23 protein-coding genes are annotated in these 20,999 nt (G+C 64.8%); 13 read left to right on the top strand and 10 right to left on the bottom strand.

The window, feature by feature from the left end; all coding sequences use genetic code 11:
- Positions 1–171 precede the first annotated feature (171 nt).
- Entirely contained in the window at positions 172–2,658 is a 2,487-nt protein-coding gene (locus ACQR0U_RS15905) for an arylsulfatase (protein WP_316175588.1), read from the bottom strand.
- An 896-nt stretch (positions 2,659–3,554) separates the two neighbouring features.
- Here ACQR0U_RS15905 and ACQR0U_RS15900 point away from each other — a divergent pair.
- The 4 genes from ACQR0U_RS15900 to ACQR0U_RS15885 all read left to right on the top strand — a co-directional run bounded on the left by ACQR0U_RS15900 (position 3,555) and on the right by ACQR0U_RS15885 (position 7,157).
- The gene (locus tag ACQR0U_RS15900; RefSeq protein WP_315714978.1) at positions 3,555–4,598 is read left to right on the top strand and encodes a SphA family protein; all 1,044 of its coding nucleotides are present in this window, start codon (positions 3,555–3,557) and stop codon (positions 4,596–4,598) included.
- 444 nt (positions 4,599–5,042) lie between these two features.
- The gene (locus tag ACQR0U_RS15895; RefSeq protein ID WP_315826227.1) at positions 5,043–5,516 is read left to right on the top strand and encodes a hypothetical protein; all 474 of its coding nucleotides are present in this window, start codon (positions 5,043–5,045) and stop codon (positions 5,514–5,516) included.
- 40 nt (positions 5,517–5,556) lie between these two features.
- Positions 5,557–6,123, top strand: a complete 567-nt coding sequence (locus tag ACQR0U_RS15890; protein WP_316202845.1) for a hypothetical protein — start codon at positions 5,557–5,559, stop codon at positions 6,121–6,123.
- 659 nt (positions 6,124–6,782) lie between these two features.
- Complete coding sequence (locus tag ACQR0U_RS15885; RefSeq protein ID WP_409999229.1) at positions 6,783–7,157, top strand: hypothetical protein; 375 nt, start codon at positions 6,783–6,785, stop codon at positions 7,155–7,157.
- A gap of 16 nt (positions 7,158–7,173) precedes the next feature.
- Here the strand turns inward: ACQR0U_RS15885 and ACQR0U_RS15880 are convergent, their stop codons facing one another.
- Both ACQR0U_RS15880 and ACQR0U_RS15875 read right to left on the bottom strand, forming a co-directional pair.
- On the bottom strand, positions 7,174–8,373 hold the full coding sequence (locus ACQR0U_RS15880) for an FAD-dependent monooxygenase (RefSeq protein WP_315714693.1): 1,200 nt from the start codon (positions 8,371–8,373) through the stop codon (positions 7,174–7,176).
- 10 nt (positions 8,374–8,383) lie between these two features.
- Entirely contained in the window at positions 8,384–8,626 is a 243-nt protein-coding gene (locus ACQR0U_RS15875; RefSeq protein WP_315714692.1) for a zinc-finger domain-containing protein, read from the bottom strand.
- 292 nt (positions 8,627–8,918) lie between these two features.
- On the opposite strand from ACQR0U_RS15875, the gene ACQR0U_RS15870 reads away from it, so the two are divergent.
- Together ACQR0U_RS15870 and ACQR0U_RS15865 are read left to right on the top strand one after the other, a co-directional pair.
- Positions 8,919–10,070 (top strand): hypothetical protein, encoded by a 1,152-nt coding sequence (locus tag ACQR0U_RS15870; protein WP_409999219.1) that lies wholly within the window; start codon positions 8,919–8,921, stop codon positions 10,068–10,070.
- 147 nt (positions 10,071–10,217) lie between these two features.
- Positions 10,218–10,967, top strand: coding sequence for an alpha/beta fold hydrolase (locus tag ACQR0U_RS15865; protein WP_315714691.1), 750 nt, complete (start codon positions 10,218–10,220; stop codon positions 10,965–10,967).
- 121 nt (positions 10,968–11,088) lie between these two features.
- On the opposite strand, the gene ACQR0U_RS15860 is transcribed toward ACQR0U_RS15865, so the two are convergent.
- Complete coding sequence (locus ACQR0U_RS15860) at positions 11,089–12,453, bottom strand: hypothetical protein (RefSeq protein ID WP_409999228.1); 1,365 nt, start codon at positions 12,451–12,453, stop codon at positions 11,089–11,091.
- Between the two features lie 447 nt (positions 12,454–12,900).
- Here ACQR0U_RS15860 and cysE point away from each other — a divergent pair, with 447 nt between their 5' ends.
- Together cysE and ACQR0U_RS15850 are read left to right on the top strand one after the other, a co-directional pair.
- Complete coding sequence (gene cysE, locus ACQR0U_RS15855) at positions 12,901–13,731, top strand: serine O-acetyltransferase (RefSeq protein ID WP_315714689.1); 831 nt, start codon at positions 12,901–12,903, stop codon at positions 13,729–13,731.
- Between the two features lie 266 nt (positions 13,732–13,997).
- Positions 13,998–14,210, top strand: a complete 213-nt coding sequence (locus ACQR0U_RS15850; RefSeq protein WP_006611186.1) for a DUF3126 family protein — start codon at positions 13,998–14,000, stop codon at positions 14,208–14,210.
- Between the two features lie 448 nt (positions 14,211–14,658).
- On the opposite strand, the gene ACQR0U_RS15845 is transcribed toward ACQR0U_RS15850, so the two are convergent.
- Positions 14,659–15,357 carry a hypothetical protein gene (locus ACQR0U_RS15845; protein ID WP_316200533.1) on the bottom strand — a complete coding sequence of 233 codons (699 nt, stop codon included), beginning with the start codon at positions 15,355–15,357 and terminating at the stop codon, positions 14,659–14,661.
- A 196-nt stretch (positions 15,358–15,553) separates the two neighbouring features.
- On the opposite strand from ACQR0U_RS15845, the gene ACQR0U_RS15840 reads away from it, so the two are divergent.
- On the top strand, positions 15,554–15,883 hold the full coding sequence (locus ACQR0U_RS15840) for a DUF6949 family protein (RefSeq protein ID WP_009027540.1): 330 nt from the start codon (positions 15,554–15,556) through the stop codon (positions 15,881–15,883).
- A gap of 83 nt (positions 15,884–15,966) precedes the next feature.
- Positions 15,967–16,497, top strand: coding sequence for a gamma carbonic anhydrase family protein (locus ACQR0U_RS15835; RefSeq protein WP_316200534.1), 531 nt, complete (start codon positions 15,967–15,969; stop codon positions 16,495–16,497).
- 28 nt (positions 16,498–16,525) lie between these two features.
- On the opposite strand, the gene ACQR0U_RS15830 is transcribed toward ACQR0U_RS15835, so the two are convergent.
- Entirely contained in the window at positions 16,526–16,693 is a 168-nt protein-coding gene (locus ACQR0U_RS15830; protein ID WP_316164487.1) for a ribosome modulation factor, read from the bottom strand.
- Positions 16,690–16,995 carry a hypothetical protein gene (locus ACQR0U_RS15825; RefSeq protein ID WP_316200535.1) on the bottom strand — a complete coding sequence of 102 codons (306 nt, stop codon included), beginning with the start codon at positions 16,993–16,995 and terminating at the stop codon, positions 16,690–16,692. The genes ACQR0U_RS15830 and ACQR0U_RS15825 overlap by 4 nt, the downstream gene beginning before the upstream one ends.
- Before the next feature lie 75 nt (positions 16,996–17,070).
- Here ACQR0U_RS15825 and ACQR0U_RS15820 point away from each other — a divergent pair, with 75 nt between their 5' ends.
- The 3 genes from ACQR0U_RS15820 (at position 17,071) to ACQR0U_RS15810 (ending at position 18,294) form a co-directional block, all read left to right on the top strand.
- Entirely contained in the window at positions 17,071–17,553 is a 483-nt protein-coding gene (locus ACQR0U_RS15820) for a hypothetical protein (protein ID WP_316200536.1), read from the top strand.
- A 158-nt stretch (positions 17,554–17,711) separates the two neighbouring features.
- Entirely contained in the window at positions 17,712–18,011 is a 300-nt protein-coding gene (locus tag ACQR0U_RS15815) for a hypothetical protein (RefSeq protein ID WP_315714683.1), read from the top strand.
- Positions 18,012–18,141: 130 nt separating this feature from the next.
- Complete coding sequence (locus ACQR0U_RS15810; RefSeq protein ID WP_315715000.1) at positions 18,142–18,294, top strand: hypothetical protein; 153 nt, start codon at positions 18,142–18,144, stop codon at positions 18,292–18,294.
- A gap of 107 nt (positions 18,295–18,401) precedes the next feature.
- Here the strand turns inward: ACQR0U_RS15810 and ACQR0U_RS15805 are convergent, their stop codons facing one another.
- The 3 genes from ACQR0U_RS15805 to ACQR0U_RS15795 all read right to left on the bottom strand — a co-directional run bounded on the left by ACQR0U_RS15805 (position 18,402) and on the right by ACQR0U_RS15795 (position 20,796).
- Entirely contained in the window at positions 18,402–19,214 is an 813-nt protein-coding gene (locus tag ACQR0U_RS15805; protein WP_410052169.1) for a dienelactone hydrolase family protein, read from the bottom strand.
- 395 nt (positions 19,215–19,609) lie between these two features.
- A complete protein-coding gene (locus ACQR0U_RS15800) occupies positions 19,610–20,125 on the bottom strand; it encodes a hypothetical protein (protein WP_315714681.1) in 516 nt (171 codons plus the stop codon).
- A 254-nt stretch (positions 20,126–20,379) separates the two neighbouring features.
- Positions 20,380–20,796 (bottom strand): hypothetical protein, encoded by a 417-nt coding sequence (locus ACQR0U_RS15795; protein ID WP_315714680.1) that lies wholly within the window; start codon positions 20,794–20,796, stop codon positions 20,380–20,382.
- Between the last annotated feature and the right edge of the window lie 203 nt (positions 20,797–20,999).

The following is a 20,999-nucleotide window of genomic DNA, read 5'->3' as shown; positions in this document are numbered from 1 at the left end:
TCCTTTTCATTAGCGCGCCGCTCGACCCATATTTGACCTAAGCTCGAAACGTCCCGTCTTTCGGTCGCAAGCCGTGGAAGAGGGAGACCGCCGCAGATGACGCCCGGAACATATCGGGTTCTGAGAGTGGGGAGCTTTTTGCTCCCCACTGCTTTGCTGGGAATGACCAGGCTAGTCGTTTGCTTTGGTCGCGGCCTTCTGCATGGCTTTGAGATCTTCCTCAGCCAACTGTTCCGGCTTGATGTTGTAGGTCAGTTTGTCGATCTTGCCGGTGAATCGGAATGGCAGCGTATAGCTATCATCGACCGCGGTGCGGGTATCGAGCCCAACGTCCATGGATTCATCGATCGCCATCATGAATGGAATCGTGTGTTCCATTTTTTGTTGCGACAGCACTCGGCCGTCAACCGAAAGGACACCGCTGCCGCCTTTGCCGAGTCCGGGTCCATCGTATTTGAAGTCGAAGACGATCTTGTGCTTACCCGGACTGAGCGCCTGGCCCAGCCAGTCATCGGCTCCAACGCCGCCCTCCCAGCGGTAACGTTTGAGATTGAGAAGATTGTAGACGAAGACCGGTTTACCCTTGAGCAGGTAAAGGCCGTAGCCACCGAACCTCCCGCCCATCGTAGCGATCATCCCTTCGGCACCGCCACTGGGCACGGTGATCTCGGCTGTGATTGTGTAGTCCCTGTTCAGGAGGCTGGGAGCATTGGCAATCGGAATGTCAGCGTTCTCACCGACATAGGTGAACTCCGTTCGCCCTGCCGTCCCACTCGGCCGCGGCGTGAGAAGCCGCGGGAGCACCGAGTTATCCAGCGGAAACACCTGGTACCTGCTCGCCTCCGCCGCAAACACCGCCTGCAGTTCCTTGAGCTTCTCGGGATTCGTCGCCGCAAGGTCGTCCGCCTGCGAGAAGTCCTCGGCAAGATTGTAGAGCTCCCACTTGTACTGCTCGACCGGCGGCAGCGCCTTCGTGCCGACAAGCCACGGCGGCTCGGGTGGTGTGGTCGCGGCGTACCAGCCTTCGTGGTAAATGCCGCGGTTGGCGAACATCTCGAAGTACTGGGTCGTGCGCTTCGACGGTGCGTTGGCATTTGCCTTGTCGAACGTGTACGCCATGCTAACGCCTTCAATGGGCTTCTGCTTGATGCCGTCGACCATGTCGGGCGCCTTGATGCCGGCCGCCTCAAGGATTGTGGGCACGATGTCGATCACGTGATGAAACTGGGGGCGAATGCCTCCGACATCGTTGATGTGGCCGGGCCACGAGATAGCCATACCCTGCCGCGTCCCACCGAAATGCGACGCGATCTGCTTGGTCCACTTGAAGGGCGTGTCGAACGCCCACGCCCACGGCACGGCCATGTGCGGATAGGTCTGGTCCGAACCCCAGGATTCGTAATATCGAAGATACTCGACCTCCGGCAAATCGAGCACGCCATTGGCGACCGTCAGCCAGTTTGGCGTACCCATCATCGAGCCTTCCGAACTCGTGCCGTTGTCGCCGTTGATGTAGATGATCAACGTGTTGTCGAGCTTGCCCATGTCTTCGACGGCCTGGATCACCCGGCCGATCTCATCGTCGACATAGGCGGTATAGGCCGCGAACACGTCGGCCTCGCGAATGACGATCTTTTTCTTCACCTCCGAGAGCGAATCCCACTTCGGCAAGACGTCCGGCCACGGCGTGAGCTGCGTGTTTGCGGGAATCACGCCCAATCGCTTCTGGTTGGCGAAGATCTGGTCTCGCAACTTCTCCCAGCCCTGGTCGAACAGGTGCATCTTGCTGATCTTGTCGATCCATTCCTTGGTTGGCTGGTGCGGGTCATGGGTCGCGCCAGGTACGTAGTAGACGAAGAACGGTTTCTCGGGCGCCGCGGCGTCAAGTTCCTTCATGTAACGGATCGCGTCGTCCGCCATGTCGGTGATCAGGTTGTAGCCCTTCTTCCCGACCCACGGGTAAACGGGGGTGTGGTCGCGGAACAGGTACGGCGTCCACTGGTCGGTCTCGCCACCCATGAAGCCGTAGAAGTACTGGAAGCCCATCCCGCTCGGCCATTGGTCGAACGGACCGGCCGCGCTGTATTGGAAGGACGGCGTGTTGTGGTTCTTGCCGAACCACGATGTGGCATATCCGTTGTCGCTCAGAATCCGGCCGATAGTCGCGTTCTCCGGACCGATGACCGAGTCATAGCCCGGATATCCAGTCGCCAGTTCGCTGATCTGGCCGAAGCCGACCGAGTGATGGTTGCGACCGGTGATCAGAGCCGCTCGCGTCGGCGAGCAGAGCGCCGTCGAGTGGAATTGGGTGTAGCGCAGGCCATTCTTGGCGATGCGATCGAGCGTTGGCGTTGGGATCACCCCGCCGAATGTGCTCGGCACGCCATAACCGGAATCGTCGGTCATGATCAGCAGAACGTTCGGCGCACCTTTACGCGGCACGACCGTCGGAGGCCACCACGGCTTCGAGGTCTTCGCATCCTCCGTGATCGTGCCGCCGAATTTCGGCGGTGGCGGTGGAAGCTGGTCGCCCGGAATGGTGATGGTCGCGGCCGGGGAGCCGAGCGGCGGCGTAGTCGGTTGCGCTTGCTGTGCAAACGCGGGGGCGGATATCGCCGACGTCAAAAACAATATGGAAGCAATCGCACGAAAATTCATCGCAGGCCCTCCCCAAGAGGTGCGCGCAACCGCGCAGATGCTTGTGATCCTCTAGGACGGCGCAAGGAGCGACGTTGACGCAGATCAACCCACGCGCGAAGGCGCCTACGGGCAGATGCGATCGCCTGGCTGTGCTAACCAGCGGGGCACGCTCATCTATTGTATGGACCTGCCGATGTCTCACGCCGGTCAGGCATCTGCAAAGAGCCATCAAATATCGAAGAAATATTGAAGAGCAGGACACGCGCACACGCTCGGCATCGTGCTGCACCGAACAAGTCGAATGACGGACCTTGGGCGAAATCAATGGGGAACATTTTCTGAGTCTCAAACCGTCAAGGGCAAGCTTTCCTGGTCTTCCTGGATCGACAGCGATACGCTATGCTCGCTTACAAGCTCAATCATCCCGTCGTCGGCGCCGCGCTCGCGATCACCTTGGTTGCAGCAGTTTCGTTGGTTTCTTGGCAGAAGCTTTCTGCGAAGCATCGGCTTGCGATCAAGAGCGATCGTCTCGAGTAGGGCAATCGTCTTGATCTGGGAGATGGCTGTGCGGAGGCCGCGTGGCCCTATGGATGTAGCTGGCAGCTGCCTCCTGAAAGACGAGAAACCAAAAGGCACTTTCCCAAACGGCGACAAGGTTTGTCTCTCATGATCACGCGCGAGGCTGTCCTGTCTCTCAGAGCGCCGCGTGAATTTCCCTAGGAACAAACAAGCAATTCTTTGCTAAGCGGCGGACCAGCGCGACACTGTGCTTCACTTGCAACATCCGGTTGCAAATTGTTCCCTGTCATCGTGACGGCTATCGCCCGGCGCAGTACGGCCTGTCATACTGTCAGCATCATGCTCGTCACTCACTATGAGCGAGGGTCGTGGTTCGGCAGGAGATTGCCATGAGAATGACGAGGGCGCTTGGCGCTATTGCATTTGCGACCATTGCATCAGTACCGACGATTGTCTCGGCAGATGAGAGCGGCATCAGCTTTTGGATTCCGGGCACATTCGGTAGCCTTGCCGCCACGCCTCAGCAGCCCGGTTGGTCGGCTGCGTCAATTTACTATCATACCTCAGTGTCTGCCGGCAGGGACGTGGCGCGCGCTCGTGAGATCCAGATCGGCCGTATTCCTGCGAATCTGACAGCTACCTTGAACGCAAACGTCAATGCGAACGTCGATCTTGGCCTGCTGAACGCGACCTACGTCTTCGCGACACCGGTTCTCGGTGGTCAGGCGTCTGCAAGCCTGATCGGAATCTACGGCGCAAATACAACCTCGCTCAATGGATTGGTGACGGGCTCGCTTTCAACACCGGGCGGCTCAATTCCGTTCTCGCGCTTTGATTCCGTCAGCGATTCCATCACTGGCTTCGGCGATTTGATCCCCCAATTCGCACTGCGCTGGAACGCGGGCGTCAACAACTACATGACCTATGTGATGGGTGACATCCCTGTCGGCGCTTACCAGTCCACGCGCCTCGCCAATATCGGGATCGGGCATGGGACGATCGATGCGGGCGGCGGCTACACCTATTTCAATCCACAGAGCGGACATGAGCTCTCCGGCGTGCTAGGCTTCACCTACAATTTCACAAATCCTGACACGCAGTATCAAAGCGGCGTCGACATGCACTTCGACTGGGGCGCTTCGCAATTCCTGAGCAAGCAGGTCCAGATCGGGCTGGTGGGCTACGTCTACAAGCAACTTGGCTGCGATAGCGGCTCCGGCGATCGCGTCGGCTGCTTCCGCTCGCAGGTCGCGGGTGTCGGCCCGCAGGTCGGGTTTATCTTCCCGGTTGGTGACATGCAAGGCTACCTCAACTTCAAGGCCTACAAGGAATTTGCCGCGGAAAACCGGCCTGACGGCTGGAACGCCTGGGTGACGTTTGTCATCTCGCCGGCAGCACCAACACCGACCGCGCCACCGAGGCGGATGATAACGAAATAAGGCTTTGATGAGCCGTGGCGGCCCAGCTCCCGCCTCCGGCAATCGCCAGCTGACCTGCCCGGCTCTCCCCGGCGAACGCGCTGCGCCACCGCTAGCTACACCACCACCGGGGACACGACCTCGGATCCGGCACGGTTGGTTGTGGATGCACGAGGAGCGGGGACTGATGTGAAGATTGCGCCTGCTGGAGTCGAGCTGTTCGCATGAGAAATTGCCACAGAGCATTCAACTCTTGCGGGTGTGGCGCTATTTTTGCAGCTTTGTGACTAGCAACGACTAATCGTCATCTTTGCGGCATATGGTACCTCCAGCCCACGCAAGGGCGATCATTCGATCAGGGAGGCTATTTTGCATCGCTCTTCCATTCTGGTCCTCGTCGGTGTCACTGCAAGCGCGGCGGCGTTTGCTCATGATCACCCCAGTCGGCTTCGCGGGACCTATGCGATGACGGGCGCATCGGACTGTATCCAGAACTCGGCGTCGATCGGATTCGACTCGAACTTCTTGCCGAAGGGTCCGGTCGTGTTCTTCGCCACCACCGTCGACGGCGTCATGGTGTTTCGCGCCGACGGCACCGGCACGGTGAACAACCGGTCCTTCACGGTCGACGCCGGCGAAGGGACGACCAGCGATATCTCGTACCAGATCACCTACTCGATTGACCCCGGTGGCAAGCTGTCGGTCAAGGCGGTGCCAGGTACGTACAGCTCCACGACCCTGACCGGACCGAACGCCGGGTTGACGCAAGTCGTCGATGTTCCCGACACCAGCGGATTCATCGGCGAAGGAGCACGGGCCATCGTCCTCGCTCCGCCCGCGCCGACCGTCCTGACGGTCAGTCGTTCCAATGGCACCCAGTTTGCCCGGATCTGCAATGGATCTCTCATCATGACCCGCCTCAGCGACGACGACCGCTGATGTAAGGGCGAGCCATTGTTCTGATCGGGGAGGAAACCATATGCACCGCTTTCTTATTTTGGCCGCCGCTGCGACGGCAAGCACGGCCGCGTCTGCGAATGATCATGCAAGTCTACGCGGAACCTATGCGTTAGCTGGCAAATCGTTGTGCATCCGGAATCCGGCCGCTGTCGGATTCAATTCGAACTTCACGCCAAAGGGCGGCCCGCTGAAGCTCTTTTCCTTCACCGTCGAAGGCGTCATGGTGCTTCGCGCCGATGGCACCGGGATGATGGATGTCCAGGACTTCTCGGTGGACACCGGCGGAGGCGAGACCGGCGTTACCTCATACAAGTTCACCTACACGATCGCCTCCGATGAGAGAGTGTTGCTCAAGGCGGTGCCGGGCACGTACAGCCACACGATCCTGACCGGCCCGATCGCCGGGCTGACGCAAGTCGCCGACGTTGCAGATGCGACTGGGGTGATCAGCGAGGGCGCGCGGACCATCACATTCGCCCAGCCCGCGCCGATCGTCCAATTGGTCAGCCGTTCCGATGGCAACCGGTACGCTCAGATCTGCAATGGATCGCGCATCTATATTCGCATCGGTGATGCCGATCGCTGATCTCGCCAACGGCGGCGCTCTGTGGCCGGCGCCGCCGTCCCGCCCCGAAGCTTGTTTCTCTCGCTCGGGCGGCCTCCTCGTCGCTCCCTTGGGCGCGGGGAGATCGGGGCCGACCTGTCCCGCCGCCCGCAGCAAGGGATAAGAGGGGATGGTGTCGAAACCGATTGACCGCCCGCACCATGAAAGGGATCGGATCAAGGTGAAAAACCGTAAGCGTCCGGCAATGGCGTGCCTGACGAAGCTCCTGCTCAAGCCAGCGCGAGCGCCTTGGTAAAGCCTCAATCCGGCCGTCACCAGCTGCTTTGAGATGCCTTCGCGTTGAGGCGCTTTGCCAAGTCTGGGATCACGTGGTGCAAGACATGGACGAAGCGGCCGTTGTAAGGCACGGACCCATCACGAGAATCCGATTCGGATCCGCATCCCTTGCGGGCCGGTCGTTGGGCGAGGTGAGCGTGACGAATCCGAGGACCATCGCAGAGACGAATGCTGCCGCCGTTCGGGCCGATGTCCGCGGCCGATCAGCCCATGATCGAGCCCAGGATCGAGCCAATGGCTCGACGCCGCTGCACGGTCGAGGCTGCGTGACCAGCGATCGGCTTCGCGTCGCGCTGGCCGCGGGACTGCTGGGGTTGGGATCGTTGCTGTCGGGCTGCGCCGGCATGAGCGACAGCGTGTCGACCGCCTTCGCGGATCCGGCCAAGTATGAGCTCTATGACTGCAAGCAGCTCGAGGCCGAGCGCAAGGCGCTGGCCGGGCGCGCAGCCGAGCTGCAGGGCCTGATGGCCAAGGCAGAGACCGGAGCCGGCGGCGCGGTGGTGGCCGAGGTCGCCTATCGCAACGACTATATCGCGATCCGTGGCCAGACCCAGTTCGCCGAAGAGGCCTGGCGCCGCAACAAGTGCCAGGAGACCCCGGCACCGCAGCCGGCTGCTGCGAAATCCGGCAAGCCGGTCAAGCCGGCGCGTCCCGCGCGGCCGATGGCCTCCGGTGCGGGCACGCCGTCGACCCTGCCGCGGGACGGCTCGGTCTACTGAGACCGGGCCGCTTCGCCTACGGCCGCCAGTCGTAGATCCAGCTCTGCCGCGCCGACAGGCGCTGCGGGCCGAGCGCCTTGATGCTGAGGTCGCGGGCCAGCGCCAGCGGTCCGGTCATGTGATAGAGGCGGCCCTGATTGCGTGCGGTGCGCTGCACCTGGCCGACGCGCGGGCGGCGCAGCTTGGCGTAGCGTTTCAGCGCAGCCGGGATCGCGCCCGGACCGTCCGGGCGCGCCTCGCTCAGGCACTTGGCGAGCACCACCGCGTCCTCGATCGCCATTCCCGCGCCCTGCGCTGCAAAGGGCAGCATGGCGTGCGCGGCGTCGCCCAGCAGCGCGACGCTGCCCTCGGTCCATTCGATGCCTTCGGGGACGCCGAACAGCGCCCATTTGCGCCAGCCGTCGACCGCATTGAGCAGCAGCCGCGCCGTCGCGGGCCAGCGCGGCGGCGCGAACGCCGCCTTCAGCTCGCTCGGATCACCCTCCGTGCTCCAGCCCGGCCGGTTCCAGGTCCCCGGCACCACCGCGACCACGTTGACCTGGCGGCCGGCCGAAATCGGATAGGCGACGAGATGGGCCTCGGGGCCCATCCAGAGCTGCACCCGCGCTGCCGTCAATTCGCGTGGCAATTGCCGGGCGTCGAGCGTGCCACGCCAGGCGATCAGGCCGGAGAACTCGGCGCGGACCTGCGGAAACAGGTGGTGCCGGACCGCCGACCACACGCCGTCGGCGCCGATCAGCGCCAGCGCCACGTCCTGGCGGCGCTCATTGCCGCGGCGATGCACCACGGTCAGACCCTTGGCGTGGGCGGCGACGTCCTCGAACTGGCAGCCGAGCCGCAGTTCGACGTCCGGATGCGCCATCACCTCCGCGGCCAGCGCCGCCTGCAGATCGGCGCGGTGGATCACCCAATAAGGCGCGCCAGCCGCCTGGCTCGCGGCCTCGCCGAGCGGCAGGCGGGCGATCTCGCCGCCGGCCCGCGCGCTCATGATGCTGACGGCGTCGGGCACCACGGCACGCGCGGTCAGCCGCGGCCCCAGGCCGAGATCGAGCAGGATACGGCTGGCGTTGGGCGAGAGCTGCAGGCCGGCGCCGACCTCCTCGAGCCGTTCGGCCTTCTCCAGCACGACGACGCGGAAGCCCTTGGTGGCGAGCGCGAGCGCAGCCGTCAGGCCGCCAATTCCGGCCCCCGCCACATAGACGGTACGCGATGCCACGACACGCCGATCAGGCGACGTCCTTCAGCACGCATTCCGGCGGCCGCGCCTCGCCGGCGGCGAGGTCCGGCGCATAGCGGTACAGCGTCGAGCAGTACGGGCAGATGATCTCTTTGTCGTTGCCGAGATCGAGGAACACGTGCGGATGATCGAACGGCGGATTGGCGCCCACGCACATGAACTCATGCGAGCCGATCTCGATGACGGGGACTCCGGCATCGTTGTTGAAATGCGGGACGATGTTATCGGCCATCGGTATCACCTCGCGTGGCAACGGGAGCGTATGCGGTCAGCACGACGGAGCAGGACGGGACTGAGGTCGCACGGCCGCGCGCGTCGAAAACGGCGCGACCATACTGAGCCTTAAGGCCAATTCCTAGTGCTGGGAACCCGCGTTTGGTGCAACGCACGCCGTTATGTTGTGGCCTGTGGATTCGACACAAACTCAGGGCCGCCGAGAAGCCCTTCTTTCGTCGGGGCCGTTGTGTCAGGCACAAAAATTATTATGTCTCTCCGCATCGTTCCCGCGAAAACGTGAAGGCGGCGTGATCTCGAAGCGAATCAAGCTGGGACTCGGTCTGGCGCTGGCCGGGCTCGCCGTGAGCGCCGCGGTCGGCGCTGCGATATGGCCGCACGCCTATGGGGCCGGAGCCATCGTCGTGGCGCAGGACGATCCGGCGAGGCTGTCGGAGCTTCAGATCGCGTCCGTTCTGCAGAACGATCCGGCGCGGATCATCAGCAATATCGAGGACGCGCTCGCCGCCGGCGATCCAGATCTCGCGGAGAGCTTCGTCGCGCTCGCGCGGGATCAGCAGGTGGTGCTCGACGAGGGGCTGGTGCAGCGCGTGAGCGATGCGGTGGCCGCCGAGAAGGCGCCGGCCAGCGTTGCCAAGCGGTTCGCGACCGGGCTCGTCACCGGCCAGGCCGACGACGTCGCGAGCCTGTCCGGCACGGTAGCCGGCGATCTCTTCGTGTTCGGCGACATCCGCGACGCGGTCCGCGAAGGCAAGCATCTGGTGATGGGCGAGGAGACCGACCGCCTGGTGCTGGGCCTGGCCACGGCCGGTCTTGCCGTCACCGCCGCAACCTATGCCTCGGCCGGCACCGCCGCGCCAGTGCGGGCCGGGCTGACGCTGGTGAAGGATGCGCGAAAGGTTGGCCGGCTCGGCGAGGGGCTCGCCGCCTGGGCGGGACGCTCCGCGCGCGAGGTGGTCGATGCGCCGCTGTTGCAGCAGGCGGTGGCCTCGGGCTCGGTGCTTCGTCCGGGCCAGACCGCGACCGCGATCCGGGCGGCGTTCCGCGCCGAGAAGGCCGGCGCGCTGGTGCGGCTCGCCAAGGATGTCGGCCGCATCACCGAAAAGGCCGGCACGCGCGGCGCACTGGATTCGCTCAAGCTCGCCGAAGGACCGAAGGACATCGCCCGCGCGGCCCGCCTGGCGGAGGCCAAGGGCGGGCAGACGCGGGCGATCCTGAAGCTGCTCGGCCGCGGCGCGCTGCTGCTGACCGCGGGGGCATTCAATCTCGCGCTCTGGCTGTTCGGCGCGCTGATGACGCTGCTCAGCTTCGTCGCATCGCTGAAGGCGATGACCGAGCGGGCCACCCAGGCCTGGCTCGACCGGCGCCGGCGGCGCCGCCTGCGCCGGATGCAGGCCGCGGCCGTCGCTCCCGAACTGGCCGCAACCGCGTCCTGCGGCTAGAGCATGATCCGGAAAAGTGGAAGCCGGTTTTCCGAAAAGATCATGCTCAAACAAAGGGATAAGATCATGATGCGATTCCGTGGAATCGCATCATGATCTAGACTTCGTCCGACCAGCTTCACTCCAGCGTTCCGGGATTCGCGACCGATGCCGAGCTTTCACAACGGCGCCGTTGAAATTGCCTTCATCGACGAGGGGGAGGGCGATCCGATCGTGCTCGTCCATGGCTTTGCCTCGAGCAAGAACGTCAACTGGGTCTATCCGGCCTGGATCTCCGAATTGCGCAAGGATGGCCGCCGGGTGATCGCGCTCGACAACCGCGGCCATGGCGATTCGGCCAAGCTGTACGACCCCACGCTGTATTCGATCGCGGAGATGGCGAGCGACGTCACGGCGCTGATGGATCATCTCGGCCTCGCCAGCGCCGACGTGATGGGCTACTCGCTCGGCGGCCGCATCGCCGCGCATATCGCGCTGACCGCGCCAGAGCGGCTGCGTTCGGCGATCTTCGGCGGCATCGGCATGGCGATGATCGAAGGCGGCGGTCCCGGCGAGAACGTCGCCGCCGCGCTCGAGGCGCCCTCGATCGATAACGTGACCGATCCCGTGGGCCGCACCTTCCGCGCCTTCGCCGACCAGACCCGCTCGGACCGCCTGGCGCTGGCCGCCTGCATGCGCGGCTCGCGCGGCCTGATCTCGCGCGACGACGCCCGCCGTATCGCCGTGCCGGTGCTGGTCGCGGTCGGCACGGCCGACGAAGTGTCGGGCTCCGGTCCGGCGCTCGGCGCGCTCATCCCCGGTGCCGAAGTGCTCGATATCCCCAATCGCGATCACATGCGCGCGGTCGGCGACAAGGTCTACAAGGCCGGGGTGATCGACTTTCTGTCACGGCGCTGAAGCCGTAGCCCGGGCGAGCGCAGCGCCCCCCCGGGGTCTCCGGCACAGCGCGCGAGATCCCGCATGTCGCTATCCCGACGCCTTGCGGCGCCGGCTGTCGCTGATGCGGGCTACGGAGGCGTCATGCGGCGGAGCCGTCCACACGCTCGCCGCTGAACCACCTCGTCGCCGCGATCAGCGCGGTGAAGGTGGCGATCCACACCATCCGGGCGCCGTAGCGGTCATGCGGGCCGGAGATGACGCCGCAGATCACGGCATTGCCGAGCAGTGCCAGGGTCACGGTGATGGCGAGCAGGGCCACGTCGTCGCGTCGCCGGCGCCAGATCGCGTGCGCCGCGATCGCCGCCGCCGCCAGCATCGAGGCCAGCGCGACCGGCACGTGCAGCCAGTTGATGACGGCGAAACTGATCTCCCAGTGCTGCTGGTGTGCGGCGCGCATCTTCTTGACCTGCGAGGGGATGTAGCGCTCGATGATGCCATAGGTGTGCGGTAGCCAGCCGTTGGTGCCCTCGCCGGTCGCCACATGCACCAGCTGCTCGGCGGTGGCGACCGCGGCGGCCCTGGCCTGCCACAGCGGGTAGGCCGCGAGCGACCGCTTCACGATGAAGCCCATCTCGTCGTTCATGCCCTCGAAGCGGCCGAGCTTGTTGAACATGCTGTTGCCCCACAGGAAGTCGTCGGCGGTGGGCGGCAGCTCGTTGCGATAGGGGCAGAGCTTCAGCTTCTCGCGGGCGCAATGGTCCTTCAGATATTGCGCCACGATGCCGTCCTGGAGCATGCGGCCGAAGGCGACGCCGGTACCGCCCGGCGTCCACGCGAGCTGGCCGGACAGGGCAAAGTTGGCCGCGAGCAGCATCGCCGCACCCGCGACGATCGTCATGCTGGCCTGGATCAGGCCGGAGAGCGCGATCTGCCGGCGCAGCCAGGGATAGGCGATCCAGCCGGCGCAGCACAGGCCGAACAGCACGCCGAGCGTGGCGCTGTGGGTGGCGGAGGCGAAGGCGACGAAGCCGAACAGCGCGCACTTTTCCAGGACGGTGGTCCGGCGCGCCTGGGTGACCATGATGTAGAGCGCGAGCACCGACAGGCCGGCGAAGATGTCGGTCAGCAGCATGCTGGCGAGCCAGGGCAGGGCGGTGGTCAGGATCAGCAGCAGGCCGATCCAGAGCAGACGCAGCGGTTGGGCCAGTCCCAGCAGGCGCAAGGTGAGCTGCAGGATCCACAGCGTCGCCAGCGCCTGCAGGCCGAGATTGAGCCAGAAGCTCGAGCCCTCGCCCCAATGCAGATAGAGCCCGAACACGGTCGAGCGGCTCGGCACCAGATAGCCTTCGTACCAGCGCGCGAGATAGCCCCCGGTGTCCCACTGCAGCAGCGGGTAGCCGTTCCACAGCGCCGGCGCGACCAGGAAGAGCGGGATGACGATGACGGGGAGCCAGGCCAATCCGGCCTCGGTCGCGCGTTCGTCCAGGATCTGAGTGTTACTGATACCCGTGTCCCCCCGATCAGGAGCACCGTGGCCGAAGTATGGTCAGGGCGATATTCACTAGTAGACGCAGAGCGATGGATGGTAAAGCCGATCCTGTGATCGAACGGGGGCCGCCGGCCTTCGATCCCCCGGGTGGTTCCTTTTTGCCGCAGCCACCGGTATCCGCCCCATCCGCCCGCAGGGTGCTCCAGGGGCGGGAACCGATTGCTTCCCCGGTGATCGTCTTGATTTCGGGTTCCTGCTGCCCACCTTGAGCCGACGCGGTGCCGAATGGCATGGCGGCGCAACCGGGACGTCACCGGCGGGGCGTAACGGAAATGTCTCAATCCCGTGTTCTCTGGGAGGCAGGCTGGCTGGAATGGATCCCCGGCCTCGCGCAGCCCGCTGAGGACATCGTTCCATGCGCCGTGCTATAAGGCCCGCCCACTGAAACTGCGAGAAGCAGCCATGGCTATGCATCAGACCAATCCGCAGCAGGGCAGCAAGCTGGCGACGCTTGATCCGATATGGGATCGGATCCGCCACGAGGCAGAAGAGATCGTGCGTCGCGAGCCCGAGCTTGCGACCTTCATCTATTCAACCGTTCTGCACCACGGCCGTCTCGAGGATTCGGTCGTGCACCGGGTTGCCGATCGTCTCGATCATTCCGCGCTGTCGGGCGACCTGATCCGCCAGACCTTCGACGACGCGCTGCGCGACGAGCCGGACCTCGGCCATGCGTTTCGCGCCGATCTCGTCGCCGTCTACGATCGCGATCCCGCCACCACGCGCTTCATCGATCCGTTGCTCTACTTCAAGGGCTTTCACGCGCTGCAGACGCACCGGCTGGCGCATTGGCTGTACCGCAAGAGCCGCAAGGATTTCGCGTTCTATCTGCAGAGCCGGTCTTCGGCGGTGTTCCAGACCGACATCAATCCGGCGGCGCGCATCGGCCGCGGCATCTTCCTCGATCACGCCACCGGCTTCGTCTGCGGCGAAACGGCCATCATCGAGGACAACGTCTCGATTCTGCACGGCGTGACGCTCGGCGGCACCGGCAAGGAGAACGAGGATCGGCATCCCAAGATTCGTCACGGCGTGCTGATCGGCGCCGGCGCCAAGGTGCTCGGCAACATCGAAGTCGGTCATTGCGCGCGCATTGCCGCCGGTTCAGTCGTCGTGAAGCCGGTGCCGAACAACGTCACCGTCGCAGGCGTGCCGGCGAAGATCGTCGGCGAGGCCGGTTGTGCGGAGCCGTCGCGCACCATGGATCAGATGATCAACGCGATCGGGATCTGAGCCGCGAGCGCGTCGGCGACAGCGAAGTCAAGACCTTCTCATCCAGGGAAATTCGTGCGAACACATTGGCGTCTGTGGATTTGACGATCCGCCGTTTGTCTTGGCGGAGTGAATGTGAGATCCACGGCGTCCCTTTCAGGTCGTTCGACATCGCCGGCTCGTCTTGCCTCGATCGATGGGCTGGAATGTCGAACTCATAAGGACACGGACGTTCGCGCTGCAACGTCCGCATCATCTGCAAACCTCGCTGTCGATTGGAGATCACCGTGGACGTTCAGGAAGTCAGGAAGCTCGACGCGTATCTGAAGCGCGTGTTCGGCAATCCCAAGATCCGTGTGGTGCCGCGGCCGAAGAAGGAAGACTCCGCCGAGGTCTATATCGGCGAAGAGTTCATCGGCGTGCTGTTCGTCGACGACGAGGACGACGACCGCTCGTTCCAGTTCCAGATGGCGATCCTGGAAGACGATCTGGTCGAGTAGTTGCCGGATGCAGCGGCCCGCATGAGCGCGAAGCGCATGCGGGGACGCTTGCGAAGATGGCGGCGTTGCCAGAACGAATCGTGGTGCAGGCGCGCCCAGGGGCGCGCTCGCGCGGGTTGAGAGAGCAGCTCCCGCAGACCGGCTCCAGTGTGCTTACGCACACGCTGTCAGCACGCAATCCGTCCGCGGATGAGCCCGGCTTCCATCCACGCCGTTATTCCGGGGCGCGCGAAGCGCGAGCCCGGAATCCATAGCCCCAGGACGGCGTGAGACGCGCGATGGCCGTGGCGCATGTGGTCGCCCCAACATCCGCTCGTGAGTATGGATTCCGGGCTCACGCTTCGCGTGCCCCGGAATGACGATCGGAGAGAGTTTGGCAGCTCTCACATTTGACGTCCGTGCGCGGGCTGCGCTCATCCGGCCCACGATTTCAACGATTGCCTACGACCTACTTCACCGCGTGCATCTGCGCAGTCAGCCGCTCCATCGCGCTCGCCACGTCCTGCCATTGCGACAGCCAGCTGCGAGGGTAGCGAAACACGAGATCCGCGCCCTCGACGCGGCGCTCGCTGAGGCACATGCCCGGCGTGGCGGCATCACGCGTGCAGCGGGCGACCAGCAAAGGCTGCTCGGCCGTGAACAGATCCTCCATGTCGTACGCTGTGCCCGCGCGGAAGCTTCGCATGCTCAATCCGTCCTGCACCGGCACGGCCGTCGGATTGAGATAGCGCGGATAGATCGTCTTCAGTCGCATCTCGGGCGACATCGCGTCGTGATGCGCCGATATCGAGACGAAGATGCGATCGATCGGGTGCGGCGCCTGATCGATCTGGTCGGCGCTGACGTGATGCGGCGCCTCGGGCGGCGTGAGCGAGGGATATTCGAAGCCGAGATCGACGCGCTCCTGCGGCCCCGTATGGCGCTGGATCTTCACCCGGATGGCGGCCGCCGGCACGTTGAACACGGTGCCGCCGATGCTGACCGGCAGGCGCTCGGGCCCCTTGAAGGTGCTGGCGCGCCAGGTCGGCCAGAGCAGGTAGGCGACCAGCGCGATTGCCGCTGCCGCCAGCACGCAGCCCAGGATGATCGGCACGGCATGGCCATGTCCGTTCGAAGGGCGGGCACTGCGGACCGAAAACATCGTCATGGCGGGCAGGGGATCTCAAGGACCGAATCAGCGCCGACTATGCCATGGCGATGCGGCATTCTGCAGAAACTTACCTGCAGGGAGCCGCGCACCGGCCGTGGCCGCCATTAACCCTTCCTTAAGGATAATGTGGCGGGCGCGGTCGCTTTTTGCCAAACCAGCATCGGTCAGTTCTGCAAGTGTGTGAGTGCGTACGATGTCGGCAGAGGCGTTCAATTCCCTGTTCTCGCTCCTCATCGGTTTCGCCTTGGCCGGCGCCTTGGCGAGCGGCTACCAGGCCTATGCCGAACGTCCGCCGGGATTCGAGCTGCTGCAGGAGGGCGTCACGCCCCGGCGGTTCGCCGCGGTGCCATTCCTGGTGTTCGCCGCGCCCTTCATCATCATGCGCAACACGCTGCGCGGCGCCCGCATCGAGCGCCGTCGCTTCGAGTTCGTGATGCTGGCGACCGTGATCGCCGGCTTCTGGAGCATGATGTGCGGCACCTTCGTGGTCATGACGCTGCGCGCCGCGGGCGTGCTGGCCTAGTTCCCGCGCCGGGCGCCGCAGCGGCGCTTGCTTGAAATCGCTCTGGGGGCTGTGCCAAAGTCGCCTGCGAACGGGAGACCTCGATGGCCATCTACGAACTCGACGGGCAGGCGCCCGAGCTGCCGGCGGACGGCAACTACTACATCGCCGACAATGCCACCGTGATCGGCCGGGTGAAGCTCGCCAAGGAGGTCACGGTCTGGTTCGGCGCGGTGATCCGCGGCGACAATGACTGGATCGAGATCGGCGAGAGCTCCAACATCCAGGACAACGCCACCTGTCACGTCGATCCTGGCTTCCCGCTGCGCGTCGGCCGCAACGTCACCGTCGGCCATAACGTGATCCTGCACGGCTGCACGGTCGAGGATGATGCCCTGATCGGCATGGGCTCGATCATCATGAATGGCGCGCATATCCGCCGCGGCAGCGTCGTCGGCGCCGGCGCCATCATCACCGAGGACAAGGATTTTCCGGAATACTCGCTGATCATCGGCGCGCCCGCGCGTGTCGTGCGCACGCTGGAGCCGGCGCAGGTCGAGCGCATGGGCATCGCGGCCAAGGCCTATGTCGCCAAGGGACCGCGCTACACCAAGGGTCTGAAGAAGATCGGCTGACATCACGGCCGATGGAGTCGGAGATTCTTCACGTCCCTTCGGACTCGCCTGCCTCCACTGCGCTGGCGACACGTTCGTGGCCGCTCGCCCACAGCGCATGCTGTTCGCTGCCGTCCTGATAGGGATTGGCCTCGGCCGGAATGTTCGCGCGCGCGGCGCGCTCGCCCTGTTCGAACGGATCGGGGTCGGTGCTCATGCTGGCGTCCTGCTCCTCTGCTTCGGCTTGTGCTTCGACTGGTTTCTGGACTTGTCGTCGGGCTCGTTCTTGCGTTTGCGCGCAGGCTTGCCTGCGCCATCGCCATCCTCCGCAGCGCTCTTGCGCAGCGCGTCCTTCAGATCCGCCGGTACGCCGTGCTTTTCCAACAGGTCCATGAACGCCTCGTCGGCGAGGTCCTGCAGACTCAGCATCTGATCGCGGCCGAGCTGCTTGAGCTTGTCGAACGTGTCCTCGTCGAAGGCGATCAGCTTGCGCACGGCTCCTTGCTCTCCTCGCCCCATCAATCCTCTCCGATCAACATTCGTTCCGGAACGCGGTCCGTCCGGCTGGGTTGAAGTGTAAAGGGAGACGGTCCCATGGCCAGGTTTTCATTGGGCACCTTGATCGTGATTGCAGGCCTCGGCACGGCCACTGCGGTGTTCGCGCAAGGCGGTGGCGGCGGTGCGGGAGGCGCTGGCGGTGGAGCGAGCGCAGGTGGCGCGGCGAGCGCGGGAGCCGCCGGCATCGGCACGACCGGTACCGCTGCAGGATCAGGGAACGTCGCCGGTCTCGGCAACGCGCAGAACGGAGCCGGAAGCGGCAGCAATCCCTCGCGGCTGTCGCAACCGGGGGCGGCAGCTGCAAACGGGACTAACAGCCTCGGCACAGCGCAGTCGTCCGGCTCGGGCGCAAGCCGGGTGGGGTCGAGCAATTCCGGCGTCACGACCGGCGTGGGTCGTGGAGCGGCGGGAGGCACCGCGGCGACGGGACCGAACCGCGCCAGTGATACCGATGAGCAGGTTCAGCAGGAGAACAAGACGGCCGACCGGAAGGTGAAGAGCATCTGCCGCGGTTGCTGAATATTGCCCGCGGCTCCGGACGTCACCTAACGACATCGAAATCGCGCAGATGTGAGCGGGGTTGCCCGCGCGCCGTTCCAAATCCGGCTTAGAGACATTCGATGGACAGTACCGAGTGCAATGACATTGTCATGCCGGTTGAATTTGGAGACGGATCGATGCGCAAGAGATTGATGGGATTGCTGGCGGGCGCCGTAATCGCGGCCGCAATGATTCCGGGCATGGCGTCGGCGCACGGGCCGGGCGGTTTCCATCATGGCTTCGGCCATCGTGGCTTTGGCCCGGGTTTTGGACTCGGGTTTGGCTTGGGTTTTGGTTATCCCGGCTACTACGGATACGGAGGCTATCCCTATTACTACCCGTACACCTACGAGGACCTCGGCGGCTGTTACGTCGCCCGCAAGCGTGTGCGGACAGCGCGCGGCTGGCGCTTCCGCAACGTCGAGGTGTGTGAATGAAGCTTGGGCGAGGCGACCGGCCGATCCGGTCACTTCGCCTTAACGACATCTCGTGACGATTTGTTGCCGCTCCGATCGGCGGAGCGGCGGCGGAGAAGTAGCTGGCGCAACGCTTGCATGGGATCCAGGCATGATCAACACACTCACATCCCCTGAACTCACGTTTGTCTTCATGGGCGTCGTCGTCAGCCTGGGCGCCGCGCTGGTCTGGATGGCCTGGGAGCTCGAGCAGGGCGGCAGGCAGCTGGCGAAGATCCGTCGCGACGATCGTCGCCTGCGCTAGCAGCCGACGGTCCGGCGCCCGCATGAACGCAAGCGACATGCGGCAAGCGACATGCGGGAAGCCTCGCGGGCGCAGTCTGACGGGTTCGCTCGCCCGGGCCGCGGCTGTCAGCTCAGCACGCCATATTTCTTGAACCACGCCTGCATCTGCGCCCAGCCGTCCTCGGCGGCGTCCTTGCGATAACTGGGGCGATAATCGGCGTGGAAGCCATGCGGCGCGCCGGGATAGATCTTGAACTCGGCGGTCTTCTTGTTGGCGGCGAGCGCGGCCTTCATGGCCTCGACGCTGGCGCCGGGAATGCCGGTGTCGGCTTCGCCGTAGAGGCCGAGCACGGGCGCCTTCATCTCGGGTGCGAGCTGCGTCGGGCTCTTCGGCCAGGCGGGATTGGGCGGATCGATCAGCGGGCCGTAGAACGCAACGCCCGCCTTCAGCGCCGAACTATGCGCCGCATATTCCCACACGGTGCGGCCGCCGCGGCAGAAGCCGACGATGCCGAGACGCGAGGTGTCGCCGCCCTGCGACTTGGCCCAGGCCACCGTCGCGTCGAGGTCCGACAGCAGCTCCGCGTCGGGCTTGGCATTCACGATCGGCAGCAGGTCCTTGATCTCGGTGATCTTGGTGAGGTCGGTCCCGCTGCGGAAGTAGTAGTCCGGCGCCACGGCGAGCGCGCCGAGCTTGGCGAGACGGCGCGTCACGTCCTTGATGTACTGATGCAGGCCGAAGATCTCCATCGCGACCAGCACGACGGGCGGATTGCTGGCGCTGGCGGGGCGCGCGAAATAGGCCGGCATGTCGCGGTCGCCGACCTTGATCTTCGCATCTCCGGCATTCAGGCCGTTGGTGTCGGTGGTAATGACCTCGGCCCGCACCGGGCCGGCAGCCAGCGTGTAGCCGGCCGTCACGGCAGCGGACGCGGTCATGAAGCCGCGGCGTGAGAAGGGGGCGACTTTTGTCAGACCGATGACATCGGACGTCAGTGCTGGATCGGCGGACATGGGGGCTCCTCTGCGTCTTACGGGCGCATTGAGCCGAGAATTGACGGGGAAAAGCAAGTCACCAGCCGGAGAGCCGCGGCGTCGGATCCGTTCCGGGCGGTCGAACGCGCCGCCACAAAAAACAAGGCCGTCGGCGCAGTATGGCGCCAACGACCTTGCCAGCCCCGGATATTGAAATTGGCCCTGTGCCATCCTGAAATTGGCTCGCCATCCGGTGAAGGCAGGATGGCGTGACTCCCGGTTTCAATCTGTGAAGCACTTCACAGGATCCTGGGAATATTCGGCGGGAATTCTACGAGCAGGCGTCGGGACCGGCCGTCTCAGGATCGGTTGCGACGATGCCGATGGCCGCCGCGGCTGGCATGGGCGCGGGCGCGGATGCTGCGGTTGCGTGGAGCAGGCGCGGCCTGCTCCGAGCTCTGCGTGCTGGCGAACGACTGGCGCAGGCCATCGATGGAGTCCTTCAGGGTCGAGACCTGGTCCGACAGGCGCTTGGTGTCGGCCTGCTGGGCCGCGAGCAGGCGGCGCATGCTCTGCAACTGCTCCTGCATCATCTGCAACTGGTCGATCGATTCCTGCTGGGTGGCCTCCAGGCCCTTGGTCTTCTCCACCAACTGCTCGGACGCCTGCACCGTGCGCGCCTGCAACTGCCGCGTCACCGCGCCGCGCTCGGCTTCCGGCGCGCCGCCATAGGCACGCCACAACATGATGCCGCCGATGCCCGCGATCAGCACCACGAGCGTCGCGGCTGCGAGCGCGATCGGCTGGGCGCCCTTGACGGGGGCCGGGCTGAGCTTCTCGGGGTAGCGTCTGGTGTCGCGCGTCACCGGATTCATCACGAAACCACCCAAATTGAAAAAGCTTCGGATGCTCCTCCCGAAAACTGGGAGAGGCGAAAAACTCGAGCAGAGAACGCTGTCCGCCCAGCCCGCAAATCGTGCATCTGGCGAACGAACCAAGTCGTCAGGTTTTGATTAGGAAATCCGACAAAAGCGAGGCCTGCAAGCCCGAAATGGCGCGCCCGCCGCATGCACCACGCCGGTTCCGGGGCGCGGTCGCGACCAGCCGAAAACTGCGGCCGGACAAATGCTTACTGCGTTGCGCTGCAGTTCCGGCAGATCGTGAGCTTCTGCTTGAGGCGGGCCTCGTCGGCGAGGTCGGCCGCCTGTTCCTCCTCCCAGCTCATCCGGCCGCGATAGCCGGAGCTCGACTGCGCGGACATCACGTCGACCCGCGAGTCGCCACGGCGCTTCGCGCCTTTGCGCGACGTGCCGATGTCCGGCTCCGTCACCATCTCGGTGTCGGCGTCGGAGGTGGCGACACGGCCGTCCCAGTCGGCCGCAGCGCTCGTCGGCTGCGCGGTAATCACCGCGGGCGTAGCGGCCATCGCCGGCGCGGCTGGGCCCGCCGCGGCCAGCGGTCCCGAGCAGCCGGCGCCGGACATGCAGCAGTTCGCCAGGGTCAGGGCCGCGGCCAGCAAGGTCGCGCTTCGCAGGATCATCATCATGCCGAAAACCTAAACCCGACGGTCGAGGGAAAACAAGGTTGGCCGGCCGTTGCCGCGCCCCGCCTGCGACATATCGTCAAAGCAAGGCCAAAAAAAGTTGCGGCCAGGCCTTGGGGGAGGCCTGGCCGCGCGCGAACCGGTCTGGGACGGGGAGGGGTGGGGATGTGACCGGGTCGCGTAACTCGAATTCGTGTCTCGCCTCT

This window comes from Bradyrhizobium sp. HKCCYLRH3097 (genome assembly GCF_051167875.1).
In the GTDB taxonomy this organism is placed as follows: domain Bacteria; phylum Pseudomonadota; class Alphaproteobacteria; order Rhizobiales; family Xanthobacteraceae; genus Bradyrhizobium.
This window is presented reverse-complemented; position numbering and strand designations above follow the sequence as displayed.